The sequence below is a fragment of the Thermogymnomonas acidicola genome (assembly GCF_014646795.1).
In the GTDB taxonomy this organism is placed as follows: domain Archaea; phylum Thermoplasmatota; class Thermoplasmata; order Thermoplasmatales; family Thermoplasmataceae; genus Thermogymnomonas; species Thermogymnomonas acidicola.
Window position 1 is genome coordinate 531,131 of sequence record NZ_BMNY01000001.1, and the last position, 17,620, is coordinate 548,750.

11 protein-coding genes are annotated in these 17,620 nt (G+C 57.7%); 6 read left to right on the forward strand and 5 right to left on the reverse strand.

Annotated features, from left to right (window positions below):
- Positions 1-23 precede the first annotated feature (23 nt).
- Complete coding sequence (gene tgtA, locus IEW66_RS02635) at positions 24-1,895, forward strand: tRNA guanosine(15) transglycosylase TgtA (protein ID WP_229657454.1); 1,872 nt, start codon at positions 24-26, stop codon at positions 1,893-1,895.
- On the opposite strand, the gene IEW66_RS02640 is transcribed toward tgtA, so the two are convergent.
- The 3 genes from IEW66_RS02640 to IEW66_RS02650 are packed head-to-tail and all read right to left on the reverse strand — an operon-like array spanning position 1,882 to position 6,279.
- Positions 1,882-2,754, reverse strand: a complete 873-nt coding sequence (locus IEW66_RS02640) for a DMT family transporter (RefSeq protein ID WP_188680077.1) — start codon at positions 2,752-2,754, stop codon at positions 1,882-1,884. The genes tgtA and IEW66_RS02640 overlap by 14 nt on opposite strands.
- Positions 2,751-3,896: a geranylgeranyl reductase family protein gene (locus IEW66_RS02645; RefSeq protein ID WP_229657455.1), complete on the reverse strand. Its 1,146-nt coding sequence runs from the start codon at positions 3,894-3,896 to the stop codon at positions 2,751-2,753. The genes IEW66_RS02640 and IEW66_RS02645 overlap by 4 nt, the downstream gene beginning before the upstream one ends.
- 1 nt (position 3,897) lies before the next feature.
- On the reverse strand, positions 3,898-6,279 hold the full coding sequence (locus IEW66_RS02650; RefSeq protein ID WP_188680079.1) for a DNA-directed DNA polymerase: 2,382 nt from the start codon (positions 6,277-6,279) through the stop codon (positions 3,898-3,900).
- A 266-nt stretch (positions 6,280-6,545) separates the two neighbouring features.
- On the opposite strand from IEW66_RS02650, the gene IEW66_RS02655 reads away from it, so the two are divergent.
- Genes IEW66_RS02655 through IEW66_RS02670 form a run of 4 tightly spaced genes read left to right on the forward strand, consistent with a single transcriptional unit; the run spans position 6,546 to position 11,506 of the window.
- Positions 6,546-7,712, forward strand: a complete 1,167-nt coding sequence (locus IEW66_RS02655) for an aminotransferase class I/II-fold pyridoxal phosphate-dependent enzyme (RefSeq protein WP_188681181.1) — start codon at positions 6,546-6,548, stop codon at positions 7,710-7,712.
- 5 nt (positions 7,713-7,717) lie between these two features.
- On the forward strand, positions 7,718-8,818 hold the full coding sequence (locus tag IEW66_RS02660) for a CBS domain-containing protein (protein ID WP_188680082.1): 1,101 nt from the start codon (positions 7,718-7,720) through the stop codon (positions 8,816-8,818).
- Between the two features lie 3 nt (positions 8,819-8,821).
- Positions 8,822-10,198: a TldD/PmbA family protein gene (locus IEW66_RS02665; protein ID WP_188680084.1), complete on the forward strand. Its 1,377-nt coding sequence runs from the start codon at positions 8,822-8,824 to the stop codon at positions 10,196-10,198.
- Between the two features lie 9 nt (positions 10,199-10,207).
- Positions 10,208-11,506, forward strand: a complete 1,299-nt coding sequence (locus tag IEW66_RS02670; RefSeq protein ID WP_188680086.1) for a metallopeptidase TldD-related protein — start codon at positions 10,208-10,210, stop codon at positions 11,504-11,506.
- 1 nt (position 11,507) lies between these two features.
- On the opposite strand, the gene IEW66_RS02675 is transcribed toward IEW66_RS02670, so the two are convergent.
- Entirely contained in the window at positions 11,508-13,877 is a 2,370-nt protein-coding gene (locus IEW66_RS02675) for a M1 family metallopeptidase (RefSeq protein WP_188680088.1), read from the reverse strand.
- Positions 13,878-13,926: 49 nt separating this feature from the next.
- Positions 13,927-16,311: a M1 family metallopeptidase gene (locus IEW66_RS02680; protein WP_188680090.1), complete on the reverse strand. Its 2,385-nt coding sequence runs from the start codon at positions 16,309-16,311 to the stop codon at positions 13,927-13,929.
- 89 nt (positions 16,312-16,400) lie between these two features.
- Here IEW66_RS02680 and IEW66_RS02685 point away from each other — a divergent pair, with 89 nt between their 5' ends.
- Positions 16,401-17,477, forward strand: a complete 1,077-nt coding sequence (locus IEW66_RS02685; protein ID WP_188680092.1) for an L-threonylcarbamoyladenylate synthase — start codon at positions 16,401-16,403, stop codon at positions 17,475-17,477.
- The last annotated feature ends 143 nt before the right edge of the window (positions 17,478-17,620 follow it).

A 17,620-nucleotide genomic window follows, 5' to 3' on the forward strand; every position in this document is an offset into this window, starting at 1 on the left:
ACACAACAAGGGTGGGTACAGGGATGTCTCGCAGTGATGAGGGCATGGAGGTCCTTTTCAGGGACGGGCTGGCCAGGATAGGCAGGTTCTCAACACCACACGGTGAACTGGAGACGCCAACGGTCATGCCGGTGATCAACCCAAACATCATAGTCGTGAGCCCCTCGGAGATGAAGAGGATAGGGGTCAGGGCCATAATAACGAACAGTTACATAATAAGGAGGAACGCCGAACTGAGAGAGAAGGCGCTATCTTCAGGCCTGCACTCGATGCTGTCCTTTGACGGGCCTATAATGACCGACAGCGGCACCTTCCAGAGCTACGTCTACGGTGGTGTGGAGTACGACAACGCCGGCATGGTGGAGTTCCAGAAGTCCATAGGGAGTGATATCGTAACGATACTGGACGTCTTCACGAAGCCGGAAGACCCCTACGAGCAGGTCAGGAGGGCCATAGAGGTCACGAGGGCAAGGGTCGACGAGGTGGACCCGGGCGACTCGCTCCTGGCCGGCCCCATACAGGGCTCCATATACGATGACCTCAGGGCCTATTCCGCAAAACTCATGTCCGGCAGCAAGGCCACTTACCTGCCCATAGGGGGTGTCGTGCCCCTGCTGGAGAGTTACCGCTATGCGGACCTGGTCAGGATCATAGTGAACTCAAAGGTGAATGCTCCCTTCAGCAGGCCAATACACCTCTTCGGCGGGGGACACCCGATGTTCATACCCATGGCAGTTCTGCTTGGCGTGGACATCTTCGATTCCGCCTCCTATGTGAAGTACGCAAGGGACGGCCGCCTCCTCTTTCCCGATGGCACCCGGGATGCGTCAGAGGTGCTTGAGTTCCCGTACTGGAGCCCACTCAGGGACATGCAGCAGAGGGACATAGCTGCCATGGACAAGAGGGAGAGGCTCTACTGGTTCAGCCTGCACAACCTCCACGCGCTCTTCAGCGAGATCCGTGAGGTGCGCATCAGGATTGAGGAGCAGACGCTATGGGAATACGTGCAGTCGAAGGCCATGGCGCACCCCACGCTACTCGAGGCCTTCAGGACCCTGCGCTCCTATTCAAGGCTCCTCGAGAGATACACGGAGGTATCGAAGAAGAACTCCTTCATGTACCTGGACACCAGGTCCCTTGAACACCCGTCTGCGGTTAGGCTGTCAAGGTTCCTGGAAAGTTTCGTTGGCGGAGACCCCGTTTTCGTCCCCAGGGCCGAATATGAGGGAAACAGGGGCGCAGTCATATCAAGGTACGAGAGGAGCCAGAGGCCGTTCCTGGTGCAGTGGATGCACGGTTGGGTGCCAATGGAGCTTGAGGACACCTACCCCGTGCAGCAGTACGTTGGGCCGGAGGCAAGGCTAATCCCTGATGTGGGCAGTCCCTTGGAAGAAGAAGGCCAAAGGCTGAGGGACTTTGACCTGGAGAAGGTAAGGGCAATCGCGGACTACCAGTTCGGGAAGGGCGCTGGCAGGGTACTTTTCCCGGACGGGACGGAGATAGTGAAGTCCAGGGCAACAGGGCGCATCCGCACCATATCCTATGGCGGGGTGCAGGTGGCAACGATGAGGCCCAAGGACGGCCTGTTCACTCTGACGATGGAGGGGGCAAGGAGGCTCCACCAGGGCATCGGTGGGAAAAGGCTACGTGTCTTTGTGAACAGGGAGAGCGAGGCTTTCAACAGGGCTGGCTACAATGTTTTCTTCAAGTTCATAGTGGACTTTGACCCGGAGATCGTGGCCGGCAACGAGACCCTCGTTGTCAGTGAGGGGGACGATCTCCTTGCTGTGGGCAAGGCCTCGGTCTCTGGCCTGGAGATGGCCTCTTACAGGAAGGGAGTGGCGGTGAAGGTGCACCACAGCGCCGGGAGCCACGCGGATGTCAGTGCACCCTAGACCTGATGTACTTGTCCAGGGTTGTCAGGAGCATGGCGGCGACCATGAGGGCCATGCCGGAGAGCGTCAGGTATCCCGGCGCATCGCCGTAGAAGAGGTAGGATGTGAGTGCGGCGAACACCGGCTCGCCTGTGTATATGACACCTGCCGCGGTTGGCTCTATGTATCTCAGCGCGACGGTGTTTATGTAGTAGGCCAGTACGCTGGCAAAGACAGCGGTGAAGGCTATCGCAAACCATGCGTAACTCCCCGGCACTGTGAACCTCTCCCCTGTGATGGGCACGAAGACCGAGGAGAGTGCTGCAACTGTGGCCATTTGGTAGAAGGTGAAGGTCACGGAATCGACCTTATACGTGTACTTGGAAACGTAGATGGTTTGAAGGGCGTAGGCAACGGCGCAGGCCACTGTGAGCATGTTTCCCAGGAAGGTACTGCGCGAGGAGAGGCTCGTCACAGACATGACGATGAGGCCTGTGAGCGCCAGCACAGATGCAACTATATCCATCCTGGCCACAGGCGCCCTCAGGATGAGGAGAGAGAAGATGGGTATCAGGATCACGTACAGGCCTGTGATTATGCCGGAGAGTGCGGGTGAGGTGTAGTCCAGGCCCAGGGTCTGGAAGAAGTACCCTGCGAAGAGGAAGGCACCAGATATGAGGCCGTAGACTGAGCTGGTGAGGGAAAACGAACCCCTCCTCCGCAGGGCGAACGGCAGGAGGAGGGCTGCTGATATGGCAAACCTCAGGGCCAGGAATGGGGATGGCTCAACCGAGGCCAGCGCGACCTTGATCATCGGGAACGTAACGCCCCATATGAAGGTCACAAGCACAAGGAGCGCCACGTAATAGATCCTGTTCATTTACCGCGGAGGAAGTTGAACACCATAGAAGGGTTTTTCATGAGCACCCTGAGCACGACCCTGGACGGGTAGTCTATATCGCCCACCGAGTTTATGAGGTTCACCACCTCTGGCTTCGAGACCTCCCTGTAGATCGCGTCCAGGGCGCGGTCTGAGAGCATCGTGAAGAACCTCTGCACCAGGTAGTCAAAGGAGAGCTCCATGCCCAGCCTCCTCTTCCAGGCCCTCTGGTACCTCGATAGGGACCTGGCCGAGAGGTCGTCGCTCTCCAGGGCTTTCTCCAGGGTCTCCGCAGCAGCAGACGCAGAAACGAGGCCGGTGTATATGCCTCCGCCAGAGAGAGGCTTCACTATGCCTGCAGCATCTCCAACCAGGAGCGCAGAGTCCCTGTAGGTCCTCTTCAGGTACCTGATCGGTATCCCCCCGCCGTTTATTCCGAGCACCCTTGCACCCGGGAACATGGAGATGAGCCTGTTGAAATAGGCCGTGGCATTCCTGTGGTACACGCCGAGCCCTATCCTTGAGAGGTGGCCCGCAGGCGTGGCCCACGCGAAGAAGCCTGAACTGAACCCGCTGCCCAGGAACACATCGACGCTGTCCTGATCCTCCATCCTGTAAGAGGCATCCACCTGGTACGTGCTTATGACCCTGCCCGGTACCTCACCGAAGAGCTCTTTCCTGACCACGCTGTTGACACCGTCTGCCCCGACCACCACACGGCAGTCCAGGGTCCTGAGGTCTCCACCTTCACGCACCGTCACCCTTGCCCCCCTGTGCGTTGCAGTGACGCCTGTCACCCTTGCCCCAACCCTCAGGTCCACGCCTGCACCCACAGCCATGCCCGCAGCGTCCTTGTCAAACTCATCCCTGTCCATGACTACGGTCTTCTCGGACTTGGCCACATGGATGCTCTCCCCGTTGGGGAAGTGGATATGGGCCCCGCTGACTGCGTTGACCTTGGACCCGCTCTTCACCATCCTGAAGACCCTCTCCGATACCAGGCCAGTGCACTCCACGGGCTTTCCCACGTCCTCGTGCTCCTCCAGGAGGACAACGCTGAACCCCTTTTTCGAGAGGAGATAGGAGGCGTATGAGCCAGAGGGGCCAGCGCCCACTACAACTGCGTCTATCAGGGCAACCACCTCAGAAGAAGCTGTCCAGGGTGACGTTCTTCTTCTGTCCCTTCTCCTCAGCCCTTTGCTCCACGAAGGTATCCAGGCTCCTCTGTCCACTGGACTTCGATATCACGGATATCTCGCTCTGCAGGCTCTCAAGCACCCTGTTCAGGGTTTCCTCTATCCTCCTGGCGTAGTACTCCCAGTCAGGAGTTCCCCTGAACTCTGTCCCGTCTATGTACGGCTCCACCTCCTGGGGCGACTTCCTGCTGTTAGTAACGATCCATGAGACCTTCATGCCAGGCACGAAGGTCTCCCCCATCTCTATGAGCTTCTTGGCCACGCGTACGTTCGCAAGCGATTCCTGCTCATAACTGTCGAAAGACTTGACACTCCTTGATATGACGAGTTTCTCCAGCGGTATTGATGGGTCCCCTCTGAGCACCCTGCGCACTATGTCCTTCGAATAGTTTATTGCACCTTCGATGTCCCTCTGCAGTATGAGGTCGAAGACCCTGGCCAGGGCCTCGCTCTGCAGGTCGAAGGAATCCGTTCTCCTGGTCTCGTAGCCCCTGACAAGGATCGTGCCCTTTGCGTCCTCCGGGTACACTATCTTGCCCGCGTACCTCTTCTTTGCCCCATGGGAGAACAGAGGGTCCATGACCTTCTCGAACTCTATGGTCACCCCCTCCTCCCTGGAGAGTTCCGCGCTGAGCCTGCTGCCAAGCTCCACCGCTTCCTTGACGCTCTTCGCACCAGATTCGATGAACACACTGTCAGTGTCCCCGTATATGACTCTAAAGCCCCTCTTCTCAAGCCTGTCTATCAGGCGCGTTATGGTGTCCCTTGCGAAGCTGGTGACCGCGCTGCCCAGGTCAACGTTCGTGAACCTGTAGAACGGCGACGCCATCACCCCATAGAACGTGTTCATCAGTACCTTTATCGCGTTCTGTATGCCGTCCCAGTATTCCCTCTCCTCGCCCGTGCTGGACTTCATCAGCCTCTTGACCGCGTCCCTCTTCTCCATGAGGTCGCGGAGTATGGACGGAATGAGGCCCTCCCTGACGCTCTTGTCCAGGAACCTGGCGCCTGAGGGGGCTACGATCGTGCCCTCAGGGCTCAGGGTGGTGAAGCATATGTTGTACTTCATTATCATTGAAGGGTACATGCTCTTGAAGTCCAGGACAACGACGTTGGAATAGAGCCCTGGGACTATGGTGTGAACGTAACCCCCGGGTATCTTCTCTTCCTTTTCCTCGTTGGCAGTGAGGGGGACGCCTATGTTCAGCCTGTCTGCCCTCCTTATGAGGATCGAGTCCACGTAGTTGCTTGTACCCCCGTTCGTCACGTCGTCAAGCGGCAGCCTCGTCACCGTGGACATGAACATGTTCCTGTCAAGCACCCTGAGGCGCTCGAACACCTCCACAGTGAGGTAGGTGTCCTTTATGCAGTACCTGATGACATCGTCCCTCCTGTTGCTCCACTCCTCCTCTATCTTGAGCCTGTTTATGTTGTCCTTGCCCTCGCCCAGGAGCTCCTTTGCCACGTAGTTTAGGGTCTCGCTCTTTGGGTGCATTATCTTCTTCACGGACCACCAGACATCCGATATGACCCTGCCATGCAGCCTCCAGAACCTCCCCTGGACACGGCTGGGGACTCCCCCGTCCCTACCTATGGAGAACCTCACGCCCAGCTTCTTCATCCTGCTCTGGAGCACAGGCATGTCGTACCCGTCTATGTTGTAACCTATTATCACATCAGGGTCCAGTTCCCTTACCTTCTTCACGAACTCCTCCAGGAGCCTCTTCTCATCGTCGTCGGTTATGGCGCCCTGCTCGATTTTGTCCCCGAACTTCAGCGTGTAGCCCACGGTGAATATCCTGCCCCACTCATCGTTCTTCTCCTTCTGTATGGCGTTCTCTATGTCTATGGAGAGGACCTTCAGCTTGGGGTTGAACTCATCTGTGTTCTCTATCTTCGATATCCTGAGCACCAGGTCTGTGGAGTACCTGGGATCCCTCTCCTCCTCCCCCTCTATGTAAACGCATGAGCCCAGGTCCATGTCATAGATGAACCTGTGGTGGAAAGGTATGTCAGCAGCAAGGACTGGGCAGAACTTCTTGTACCTCTCCCTGTACTCAGGGACTTTCCACGGCGAGTTTATGAAAAAGCGCACCACGCGCCTGTTCCTGCCCATGTACCAGAGTGTCTTCTCCTCCATCCTGAAGTATTCCGGGTCGTTCTTCATCTCCTCTACAATAGAATCCTCGGGCTCCACCAGGTCAAAGTAAGGCTTGAAGCCATAGTAGAGCGCTGTGACGGACATGCCATCGTCGGTCCTGCCGTAGAGCTCGATGGTCACGTCCTCCCTCCTGTAGGAGGCCACGAGGATCCTCATTCTGAGCTGCATTGTGATTAAAATGCTCCACTACAATATAACGTTATTTAATTACTCCCCACATTTTTGGGCCGCCCGCTCCCCTATGCATCTCGCCCCCCTGTTATGTCATGTGCACCCCCTTCATGCAATGCAGGGGATTTGCCAGGCTGACTGTATCCGGCGGGCAGATCACGCCTGAACAAGGTTAAATATTTCCTGAGGGATTTCTAAGCATGCACGCCGGTACGCACGGGGATGATGTTGCTGTGCCGGCTGTGCGTTCTAAAGGTGTGTCTATGTCATCCATACTCGATCTTGTGGACAGGCACGATAAGTTCAGGGCATCAGCCTTAAACCTCCAGGCCTCTGAGAACGTGGTCAGCCCAAACGTGAGGAAGGCCATGTCATCCGACCTGATCTCAAGGTACTCGCTGGAGCAGGACGGAGATGATGCTTACGGCGGCACGAGGTTCGCAAGGGAGATACTGCACCAGGTGGAGGGGGAGGTATCCTCGCTGTTCGGCTTCAGGTTCGCAGAGGTGAGGCCCATAGGCGGCCACATAGCGGCCGAGATAGCCCTCCTGGCCACTGTGAGGAGGAGGGAGAACATCATGGCCATATACGAGGAGGACGGCGGCTACACGGGTTACGTACGTGGCTTCCTACCAGATATCCTGGGCTTCCAGAGCTACAGGATCCCCTATTCCAGGGAAAGGCAGGAGATCGACTACACTGCCCTGGAGAAGAGCGTGTCTAACATAAGCCCCAGGGCCATAGTGCTGGGCCAGTCATTCTTCGTGAGGCCCTATGACCTGAAGCGTGTGAGGGAGATAGCGGACAGGTCTGGCAGCCTCGTGATATATGACGGCTCCCACGTCATGGGCCTGATAGCCGGAGGTGAGTTCCAGCCAGACGTCTCAAGGTACTGCGACATACTCCTGGGCTCAACTCACAAGACCTTCTTCGGGCCCCAGGGCGGGGTCATACTGACCAACGACGAGGACGTATTCGAGAACGTAAGGGCGAACGTGACCTGGCGCACCATGGACAACTACCACCCGAACAGGGTGGCGGCCCTGGGCGTGGCCGTGGAGGAGATGAAGAGGCATGGCAAGGAGTACGCAAGAAAGGTGGTGGCCAACGCCAGGAAGATGGCCTCTGAGCTCTCCGAGAGGGGCTTCACGGTGAAGTATGCCCCCTGGTTCACCAGCTCCCACCAGGTCATACTTGACCGTGACCCCGCATATGTCAAGGGCGGCAGCTGCGTGAGGGTCAGCAGGGTGCTGGAAGAGAACATGATCATAATAGACAGGGAGGCACGTGTGGGCCTCTCAGAGGTGACGAGGATGGGACTCTCCGACATGGGGGAGATAGCGGAGCTCATGCAGAGGGCTGTGGAGGGCCAGGACGTGAGGAAGGAAGTTTCCGAGGTCGTCGCAAAGGAGAAGATGCAGTTCTGGTGATGCGCATGAAAGTGAGAGAGATAATGACACCGGACCCAGAGGTGGAGAGGATCGATTCAAGGATCTCCGAGGCAATACACAGGATGAGGGAGAGCGATATAGAGCAGCTCCCTGTCCTGGACGGGAAGAACTACGTTGGCATGATCACGTACAGGGACATACTGCGCAGGAGGAGCGTCCACATGGACGCGAAGGTGGAGGGCTACATAGTCAAGACCCCGGTGCTCAGCCCGGAGGATGACGTGCTGCACGCAGTGGACGTCCTCCGTGACAGTGGCCTCCCTGCCCTCCCGGTGGTGGATAAGCATGAACTAGTGGGCATAGTATCGAGGACGGACATAATGAAGCACATCGGAGAGGTCATGCCGGCCGACAGGGTCAGGGTCCTCGACCTCATGGCCACGGACCCGGTGACTGTCACAGAGAAGGATGACGTGTCCATAGCGGCAGAGAGGATAAGGCAGCTGGAGGAATCGGAGATACCGGTCGTATCGTCCAAGGACGGAAGGCTTGTGGGCATACTCAGGATGGACGAGATCGCGGCCAACACGGTCCTCAGGGATAAGCAGAGGATGGGGAAGGGCGACTATGCGGGTGTCAAGGAGAAGGTCGAGATCTCATGCGGCTCCCTCATGGACAACCCCGTATCGGTATCGCAGAACGACACTGTGGCCAAGGCCTGCGCCCTCATGGTGGGGAACAGGCTGCACATCCTGCCGGTGGTCGATGGCTCTGGCCTGGTGGTTGGAATAATCGGGGTCTCTGACGTGATAGATGCGATAGACACGAAGAAGGAAAAGGAGGGACTCACCCTTGAGGTGAGCGGCCTGTCATCGGGAGACCAGGACCTATACGATGCCACCTATTTCCTCGTTGGAAAGGCTGCTCAGAGGCTCCTCAAGATGGCCCACAGGAACAGCGGCGTCCTGAAGATACACGTGCAGAGGTACGAGAGCGGCGGTAGAGTGAAGTACTCACTGCGCACAAGGCTCGTCAGCGGCCCCATAAACATAACTGTGAACGACTATGGCTGGGACTACGCCAGGTGCCTCTCACACATACTGGAGGTCTACGAAGGCAGGCTAGAGAAGCTGAGGGAGAGGTAGCCCATGGCTGGAGAGTTCGCAGACTTCCTCCTCTCGCTCCTCTCCTCAAGATCGGAGTACGCGGAGGTGCGCTTCATGAGGGAGGAGGGCAAGAGCGTCTCGTTCAACAGGGGGGAGTACGAGGGCATGGACCGCTCTGTATCGAGCGGCTATGCAATACGCGCGCTGAACAGGAGCATATCCATGGGGTTCATAGACAGGGAGGACAGGGGCCTTGCCAGGGATGTTGTGGAGAAGGTGATCCGCACCTCCATGAAGCCCGGGAAGAACAGGATATGGGTCGGAAAGGCCGTTAAGGACAGGTGGTCAGCAGGCACGGACACAGAAATGGACACAGCTGACATGCTATCCTTCGTTAGGGACATGGACAGGCACGCCATGAATGAAGGTGCCCAGGTGAGCACTCACGCGATGTCTGTGGGGAGAAGGTTCGAGCACTTTGTGAACACTGCCGGAACGGACATAGAGGGTGAGGTTGTCCGCACACAGTACTTTTATGTGATAGGTGTGGTTGAAGAGGGAGAGTTTGAGCAGTCCTTCGAGCAGTTCGGTACAACACAGGGCAGGCGGTACTTCGATGGGCTCTCCCTTATGGAAAGGATATCGGAGGACATAAGGGGCCTCAGGGAGAGCACGGTGGCCCCCAGGGTGGAGAGGGGCTACTTCGACGTTGTTGTGGGCCCAGAGATATCCGGCATAGTTGCACACGAGTCCTGTGGCCACCCCACGGAATACGACAGGATCGTGGGCAGGGAGGGGGCCCAGGCCGGCGAGTCCTTCCTGACAGGCAAGCCCATTCCATACAGGATAGGGAGCGATTCCGTGACTGTTGTGGACGACCCGACAATGGAGGGCAGCTTCGGCTATTACAAGTATGATGATGAGGGTGTGCCGGCCAGGAAGCGCTATCTGTACAGGCACGGCATGACGAACGAGTTCATCCTGAACAGGGAGAGCGCCTCGCTGCTCGGCCTGGAGAGCAACGGCGGTGGCAGGTCATCCGCCTGGAACATGGAGCCCCTGGCAAGGATGAGCACAACATACATAGAGCCCGGGGATCACAGCTTTGAGGAGCTCTTCGAGGGCATATCCAGGGGCATATACATCAAATCCTTCACGGAGTGGAACATAGACGACATAAGGTTGCACGAGAAGTACGTGGGCAAGGACGCCTACCTCATAGAGAGGGGGGACATAGTCGGGAGGGTGAGGAGGCCCGTGATAGAGACGGACACGATCAGCTTCTACTCAGCAGTGGATGCTGTCGGCAAGGACCTGGAGTTCAGTGCGGGCACCTGCGGAAAGGGTGACCCGGAGCAGGGAGTCGAGGTATGGATGGGCGGCCCCCACATGAGGCTGAGGCATATATACATAAAGTAGGTGATCGGGTTGGATGCAGAGTCCATAGTGAAGGCACTGCGCCTCCTGGGCGTCGAGGAGTACATAGTGCAGGTGTCCGAGGCCAGCGTGGAACAGGTCAGGTTTTCGCAGAACTCAAAGGACCTCAACAGCATATGGAGTGAGCACGTTGTCTCCATCCTGGCCTCGGTGGGCTCAAGGGTGGTGTCCACATCGGTTCAGCAGCACCTGGTGACGGAAAGCTACCTGGAGGATCTCGTCAGGTCACTCAAAGCCTCACCGGAAAACCCCAACTACATGGGGATAGCCCCTAACAGCGGAGACAGGTCGTTCGTGCACGAAGCTCACCTGGACGTGGACATAAACGACATAGCCGACGCACTGGTCTCCGGCGCCCTGGAAGGAGGGGCGCAGCGGGCCGCGGGAACAGTCTACAGGCGGGACGTCCTGGAGGAGACATACACCCCTGGCTTCCACGGCAAGGTGAGGGCAGTATCGCTGGACATGGTCGTCAGGGCATTCAGAGACGGGGACACCGGGCAGGAGCAGACGCATGTTGGCCCGGAGGGCACTGTGGACAGCAGGCAGGCCGGTGCGCTGGGCCGCAGGGCTGGCGAGACCGCCTCCCTCAGCGTGCCGAGAAAGAAGGGTGAGGAGGGCAGGTACACTGTTCTTCTCTCACCGCACGTGCTCGGAAACCTCATGACATACTCCGAAGGCTTCCTCTCCTCATATTCCGTGGACACCGGCCTTAGCTGCTTCATAGGCATGGAGGGGAAGGAGGTGGCATCAGAGGCGTTCAGCCTCTGGGATGTGCCGCAGGACAGGAAGGGAGAAGGGTACACACCATTTGACGACGAGGGCACCGAGACCAGGAACAGGGCCCTCATCGAGCGCGGCACCCTGAAGACCTTCATGCACTCCTACTCAACCGGCAGGAAGCACGGGAGGGAGAGCACGGGCAACGCGGGTGTGCTCTACCCCCATGCCTGGCAGCTTCAGGTGGGTCCAGGGGGTAGGGACCACGAGAAGATCCTGGATGAAATTGAGAACGGTATAGTGATAGGCAACACATGGTATACCAGGTTCCAGGACTACCGCAGCGGCACGTTCTCCACAGTGCCCAGGGACGGGGTATTCCTGGTGAGGCGTGGTGAGATAAAAGAGAGGTGGGAGGGCATGAGGATAAGCGATTCCGTGCCTTCGATACTGAGAAACGTCATTGAGGCATCGTCGGACATGCGGTACACGAGGTGGTGGGAGGAGATCTCGGCCTCCCTCATGCCATATGTGCTGGTGGATGGCCTGAACATATCCAGGGGCTTCTGAATCAGCCCCTGACCCTCTGCCTCAGCCTCCTGTGCACCTCCAGGACCTCCAGGCCCTTCCTTATCCCAACGGTGGTGTCCCTGCCCTCTATGGCAGCCAGGCTCCCACCTATGTCTTGGTCGAGGCCCACATAAGGTATTACCGCCTCCAGGGTCCTGCTGGCCCTGGCCCCGCCGTAGTTCTTCCTCAGGTAGTCCACGACCCAGGATACGTGGGTGGCCATTTGCTCCCTGAAAGCGGGGTTCTCCCCCGCGGGCCCGAAGAACCTCCAGGAGTCCTGCCTCTTTATCTTTCCCTCCCTGATAAGGCCCAAGACCGCCTGGAACCTGTCCTGCCCAGATAGCCACGCCATGGCGTTTATTGTCTTCACAGCCGCTTCCTCTGTCCTGGCCCCGGCAAGAATCTTTGAGAGTGTATCGAAATCGTTCGTGGTCCTGGCGTACGCTATAAGTATGGCCTGGTGTACCTCGCTCTCTATGCTCTGCATGTCCCCCACCATGTCCGCGATCTCCCTGGCCACATCCAGGCCTATTGTCGATGCGCCCGTGAGCACGGATGCCCTGGCCAGAAGTGCATCCCTGCTCTCCCCCTTCCGGGGCCTCAGGCCCAGGTGCGATATGGCTTGGTCAAAGTATCTCCGTGCCAGCGGCAGGACGCTGTCACCGCATACGAGCCACAGCCTGACAAGCTGGCTGGATATCTCGTCGGAGAGCATGAAAGACGTGTCCTGTGAAAGTGCATCCACAACCCTGGAGTACCTGTTAAGGTCGTAGAGGCCGGACAGGAGGAATGCGAAGGCGTCGTTAGCGATGCCCCACCTATCTATCCTGCTGGCCGATCCTGCGTGTTTAAGGACATGATCGAGGAGTTCGTCGGCATAGAGCGATCTGTAGAAGCCAGTGTTCATGTGGTTAAGCTTCCTGAACCCCATGAAGCCGATCTGGGTCTCCCTGCCCTCCAGCAGGACGCTCTCCACCCTGTCTTCCCGGACAACGGTGATGGGCACAGGGTACCTCCTGTCCGTCACGTCGTTCAGGAGCAGGAACTGCTTCTGCGAAACATGCAGGCTGTCTCCGTTCCTGCTCACGGTCAGCACAGGGTACCCCTTCTCCCTTATCCACGCCTCCATTATCCTGGTCACAGGCTTGCCGGAGGCCTTCTCAAGGGAGTTCCAGAGATCGGATCCCCTGGCATTCCCGTACATGTGCTCCTTCAGGTAGTTCCTAATCCCGTCCCTGAACTTCTCCTCCCCGATGAAGCTCTCTATCATCCTCAGAATGCTAGCACCCTTTCCATACGAGATCTCATCGAATATCTGTGCGATCTCGCTAGGGTCCTTCACGTCTGCCTGTATGGGGTGGGAGGACCTGAGCGCGTCGCCCATGAGTGCAGACTGTGTGCGCAGCCTCACCATGTCCTCCGTAGCGGCCATCTCTGGGAACTCCCTCTCTATTACCTTGTAAGACATGAACGTGGCGAAGCTCTCGTTAAGCCAGAGGTCGTTCCACCACTCCATTGTCACGAGGTTCCCGAACCACTGGTGCGCTATCTCGTGTGCTATGACCTCCGCTATGAGCTTCATGTTCTGGAAGCTCGTCCTCTCATCTATGTCTAGGTATATTTCCCTGAACGTTATGGCACCCCAGTTCTCCATGGCCCCTGCGGCGAACTCTGGCACGGAAATCAGGTCCATCTTCGGTAGAGCGTACTTTATGTCGAAGTACTCCTCGTAGAAGTCCAGGCACTTCTCCGCCACGGTGAGCGGGAAGTCCGACCGGGTGAGCTTACCTTTAGGTGCCACGAGGCCTATGGAGACTCCATTGTGCACCGTGGACCTGGTGTCGAACTTTCCAACCCCTATGTATATGAGGTAGGTGGACATCCTCGGTGTCTCCCTGAACCTGACCTCCTTCCTTTCACCCTCATAACGGACACTGTCCACAGGCATGTTCGATACAACGTCAAGTTCCCTTCCCACTGTCACAGTGACCCTGAACCTTGCCTTCTTGGATGGCTCATCAACACAAGGGAACATGCGCCTGGCATCTGTAGACTCGAACTGCGTCGTGTACATTGGGCCGCTTGGCGTCTTCGCGGAGTAGAAGCCCTGCAGCGTTTCACTGGCCCTGCCCGAGAACGCCACGGATACGGAGCACTCACCGGAGTATGTGCCCTCTATCAGGATCATCTCCCTCTCAGTGTCCTCCCTGAAGGAAACGGCCTTTCCGTTCACGGAAATGCTTCCAATCGATAGGCCTGAAGAGTGCAGGTATATGGGCTCCCCGTGGCAGACCATCTTCACGGTCTCAATCCCATCGTAGGAGCCATCATCCCTTATGTCGAACCTGAGGTCGTAACTGGATACCTCCATGCGTGGAGATGCCATCGGGCATTAAAAGAATCTGGAATGGAATGCCGGATCAGCCACCCTGGACCTCCTTCCTGAGAGATGAATATATGGCAAGGAGCTCCAGCCCCTTGCTTATGCCCATGCTGTTTTCCTGGCCCCTGATTGCCTCCACCTTCTTCCTGGTCTCACCCTCGTCCTCCAGGCCGATGAGGGGTATCATGGCCTCAAGAACGGTGCCCTCGTAGCCCGTCCCGCTGAAGTACTCCACCATCTTGCTGTGCAGGAACTCCAGGTTCCTGAGGGAGAATTGCCTTCCAGAGGGGTTCATGGAACAGGAGATGTAGAACACGTAGAAGTCCTGTTTCTTGACGCTACCCTCCTCCACCAGTCTGTTGAACTTCCCCAGCTCATCGCCCTGTAGCCAGCCCATGGCCCTAATGACGTTCACCCTGTCCTCATCGGACTGCGCCTGCTCAAGGGCAAGGGTGAGTGGCGAGAAGGAGTTCTTCGACCTGGCAAAGGCCATAGCCACTGCACCCCTCACATCCGGGTCGATATCGCCGTACCTTGGAAAGAGCTCAGACAGGCTGGAGGCGTAGTCATCGTCTACCATCACGAGCTTCTGCTGCAGTGAGCTCCTCAGCACGGTATCGTTCTCGTTCTCCCCCTCCTTCTTCTCTCCGAGTCTCTGGAGCTGTGCCCTCATGAACTCCCTTGCCCTGTCCCTGAGTCCCTGGTGGAATGGCAGGATGAGGGTAAGTGAAAGGAGCTCCGATGATATCTCATCCACAACTATGAAGTCCCTCTCGTTCATGTAGGAAGAGACCACCTCAAGGTATCCGTCCACTGGCAGCCTCCTTGACAGCAGTGCGGCGAAGGCATCGTTGATCAGGCCAAGCCTCTCGAGGTTGCTCATGGAACCAAGCCTGCCCAGCACCTCCCTTGAAGCGTCCCCTGTGTAGAAGACCCTGTAGAAGCCGCTCCTCCCCTGGTTGATGTGCCTGAAGCCATCACCACCTACCATTATCTCGGGCGCCTCCATCAGTATGCTCTCCACTCCGCCCTGCCTTGCAATGGTGAGTGGCACGGGGTACAGGGTGCCTTCGTGGTCACCACTGAGAAGGAACCTCTCCTGCCTCAGCCTGTAGCCTCCTCCAGCCTTCTCCACCGTGATTATCGGGTACCCCTTCTCCCTTATCCACGCCTCCATTATCCTGGTCACAGGCTTGCCGGAGGCCTTCTCAAGGGAGTTCCAGAGATCGGATCCCCTGGCATTCCCGTACATGTGCTCCTTCAGGTAGTTCCTAATCCCGTCCCTGAACTTCTCCTCCCCGATGAAGCTCTCTATCATCCTCAGAATGCTAGCACCCTTTCCATACGAGATCTCATCGAATATCTGTGCGATCTCGCTAGGGTCCTTCACGTCTGCCTGTATGGGGTGGGAGGACTGCAGGGAATCCCCCCTGAGGGCCTGCTGTGTCTCGCTCAGCACGAACGTGCCCCAGACGTCCCATGACGGGAAGAGCCTGTCTATGAACTTGTAAGCCATGAACGTGGCGAAGCTCTCGTTGAGCCAGAGGTCGTTCCACCACTCCATGGTCACGAGGTTCCCGAACCACTGGTGCGCTATCTCGTGTGCTATGACCTCGGCCACCCTCCTCCTCATTGCAGTGCTTGTTGACTGGCCCACTAGTAGGGCAACCTCCCTGAACGTTATGGCACCCCAGTTCTCCATGGCCCCTGCGGCGAACTCTGGCACTGCTATCAGGTGCATCTTCGGCAGCGGGTACTCGATCCCGAAGTACTCTTCATACTTCTCGAGCACCTTCTGCGCCACCTCAAGGGGGAAGTCCGTGGATAATAGGTGCCCCTTCGGAGCGGCGAGGATTATGTCCTTCCCCTTCCACTTGACTGAACGTGAATCGAATTTGCCCACACCTATGTAGAGGAGGTAGGTGGACATCCTCGGCGTCTCATCGAACGTGACCTTCTTCTTGCCCTTCAGGTCCTGCACCGTTCTGACAGGCATGTTGGAGATGGCCTCCAGGTCGCTGTCTATGATCAGCGATAGCCTGAACTGCGCCTTGCAGGCTGGGTTGTCGACGCAGGGGAAGAGGTGCCTGGCCCCGGTGGACTCGAACTGCGTTGTGAACATCTCCCCGTAGGAAGTCCTCGAAACGTACATGCCCTGTAGGCCGTTGGATATCCTGGACGTGAAGGACACAGTGAGCTCGAATGTATCCCTCGTGGGAGCATCTATGACGACCTGGTCTCCCTCCACCCTCCAGCCCGCGCTCTTGCCGTCAATGCTCACGCCCGTCACTTCTATGTCTACAGCGTCCAGCCTGACCTGGCTCTCTGCCTTCAGTACTATTATCGTCTCCGTTCCGCTTATCCTGTGCTCCTTCGAGTCGATATCGAGCGTGATGTCGTAGGAGTCCAGTGAAATGGGCATGCTGCTCCCATTTTCTCTTGTGATAATAACCTTTTGAAACCACAGAAGGCCGGGCAACCTTAATTCCGTCATTGCAATACAGCCCTGTAATGACTGTTGTAGTCCGTACAGACCAGTGGCACCCCGATATGGAGGCGGTGAGGAAGGGGGCATCCGTGATTAAGGCAGGCGGCACCGTGATATTCCCAACCGAGACCGTGTACGGGCTCGGTGCCAACGCGCTGTCAGCCGAGGCCTGCCTGAAGGTGTTCAGGGCAAAGAACAGGCCTGCAGATAACCCTCTCATCGTCCACGTGTGCGATATGGAGGGCTTCTTGAGGGTGGCAGAGAACCCGCCAGAAGGTCTGGTAAGCGCTCTGAAAGCACTCTGGCCCGGCCCGCTAACTGTCCTTGTCAGGAAAAGGGACGTGGTGCCCGATGTAACCACAGGGGGGTCGCCCTACGTGGCGGTGAGGATGCCTGATAACCCGCTGGCCCTGGCACTCATAAGGGAGAGCGGTGTGCCCATTGCTGCCCCCAGCGCGAACCTTGCCACGAGGCCAAGCATAGTGGACTCCTCCCAGGCAATCCGAGAGATGTACGGAAGGGTCGACCTCATCTACGACTGTGGCCCGGTAAGGATAGGGGTGGAATCGACGATACTCGACATGAGGGGAGGGACACCGAGGCTCCTTAGGCCAGGTGGGTACCCGGTGGAGTTCCTCGAGCGCCACTTCGGGGAGATAGAGGTTACGGATGAGGCCAGGGGACTCAGGCTGAGCCCGGTTGCCCTCACCCCGGGAATGAAGTACAGGCACTACTCTCCCTCTGTACAGATGTTCATGGCAGACGTGGATACCATAAGGGAGCTGTGCGCCACGGGTAGGAAGGACATAACTGTGATAGCAGAGCACTCCGTGTGCGGGGTGTGCAGGGCGGACTGCATAGACCTCGGCCTGACCATGGAGGATGTTGCCAGGAACCTCTTCTCGGCCTTCCTCGCACTGGAGACCAGGGGGAGCAGGGCAGGTTTCATACAGAAGTTCGGTGAGGGCGGCCTTGGCCTCGCGATAATGAACAGGATCCGCAAGGCCTCTTCTGGCGAGGTCCACTCCCTTGGTGAGGCCCTCGCACTTGTTGGCGACGGCCCCAGTGGTATCGGTGGCGGCGCGCTGAAGGGGCATTGATAGCATGATGAGGATGCAATGTGCCCGGATTGCACCGGAACCCATGTCGTGTTGCATTGGGCTGTGGCCCATGATACGCCCGCAGGCATCCGCCCCTCTGGGCACCTGATCTCGGCAATGCCGGGTGGGGTGGTGGAGTGGAT

What these genes read in the sequence shown, in the direction of transcription:
- tgtA (WP_229657454.1), top strand. Translation starts at nt 24, where the DNA reads ATGTCTCGCAGTGATGAGGGCATGGAGGTCCTTTTCAGGGACGGGCTG.
- IEW66_RS02665 (WP_188680084.1), top strand. Translation starts at nt 8,822, where the DNA reads ATGGCTGGAGAGTTCGCAGACTTCCTCCTCTCGCTCCTCTCCTCAAGA.
- IEW66_RS02640 (WP_188680077.1), bottom strand. Translation starts at nt 2,754, where the DNA reads ATGAACAGGATCTATTACGTGGCGCTCCTTGTGCTTGTGACCTTCATA.
- IEW66_RS02675 (WP_188680088.1), bottom strand. Translation starts at nt 13,877, where the DNA reads ATGGAGGTATCCAGTTACGACCTCAGGTTCGACATAAGGGATGATGGC.
- IEW66_RS02650 (WP_188680079.1), bottom strand. Translation starts at nt 6,279, where the DNA reads ATGCAGCTCAGAATGAGGATCCTCGTGGCCTCCTACAGGAGGGAGGAC.
- IEW66_RS02655 (WP_188681181.1), top strand. Translation starts at nt 6,546, where the DNA reads ATGTCATCCATACTCGATCTTGTGGACAGGCACGATAAGTTCAGGGCA.
- IEW66_RS02680 (WP_188680090.1), bottom strand. Translation starts at nt 16,311, where the DNA reads ATGCCCATTTCACTGGACTCCTACGACATCACGCTCGATATCGACTCG.
- IEW66_RS02660 (WP_188680082.1), top strand. Translation starts at nt 7,718, where the DNA reads ATGAAAGTGAGAGAGATAATGACACCGGACCCAGAGGTGGAGAGGATC.
- IEW66_RS02685 (WP_188680092.1), top strand. Translation starts at nt 16,401, where the DNA reads ATGACTGTTGTAGTCCGTACAGACCAGTGGCACCCCGATATGGAGGCG.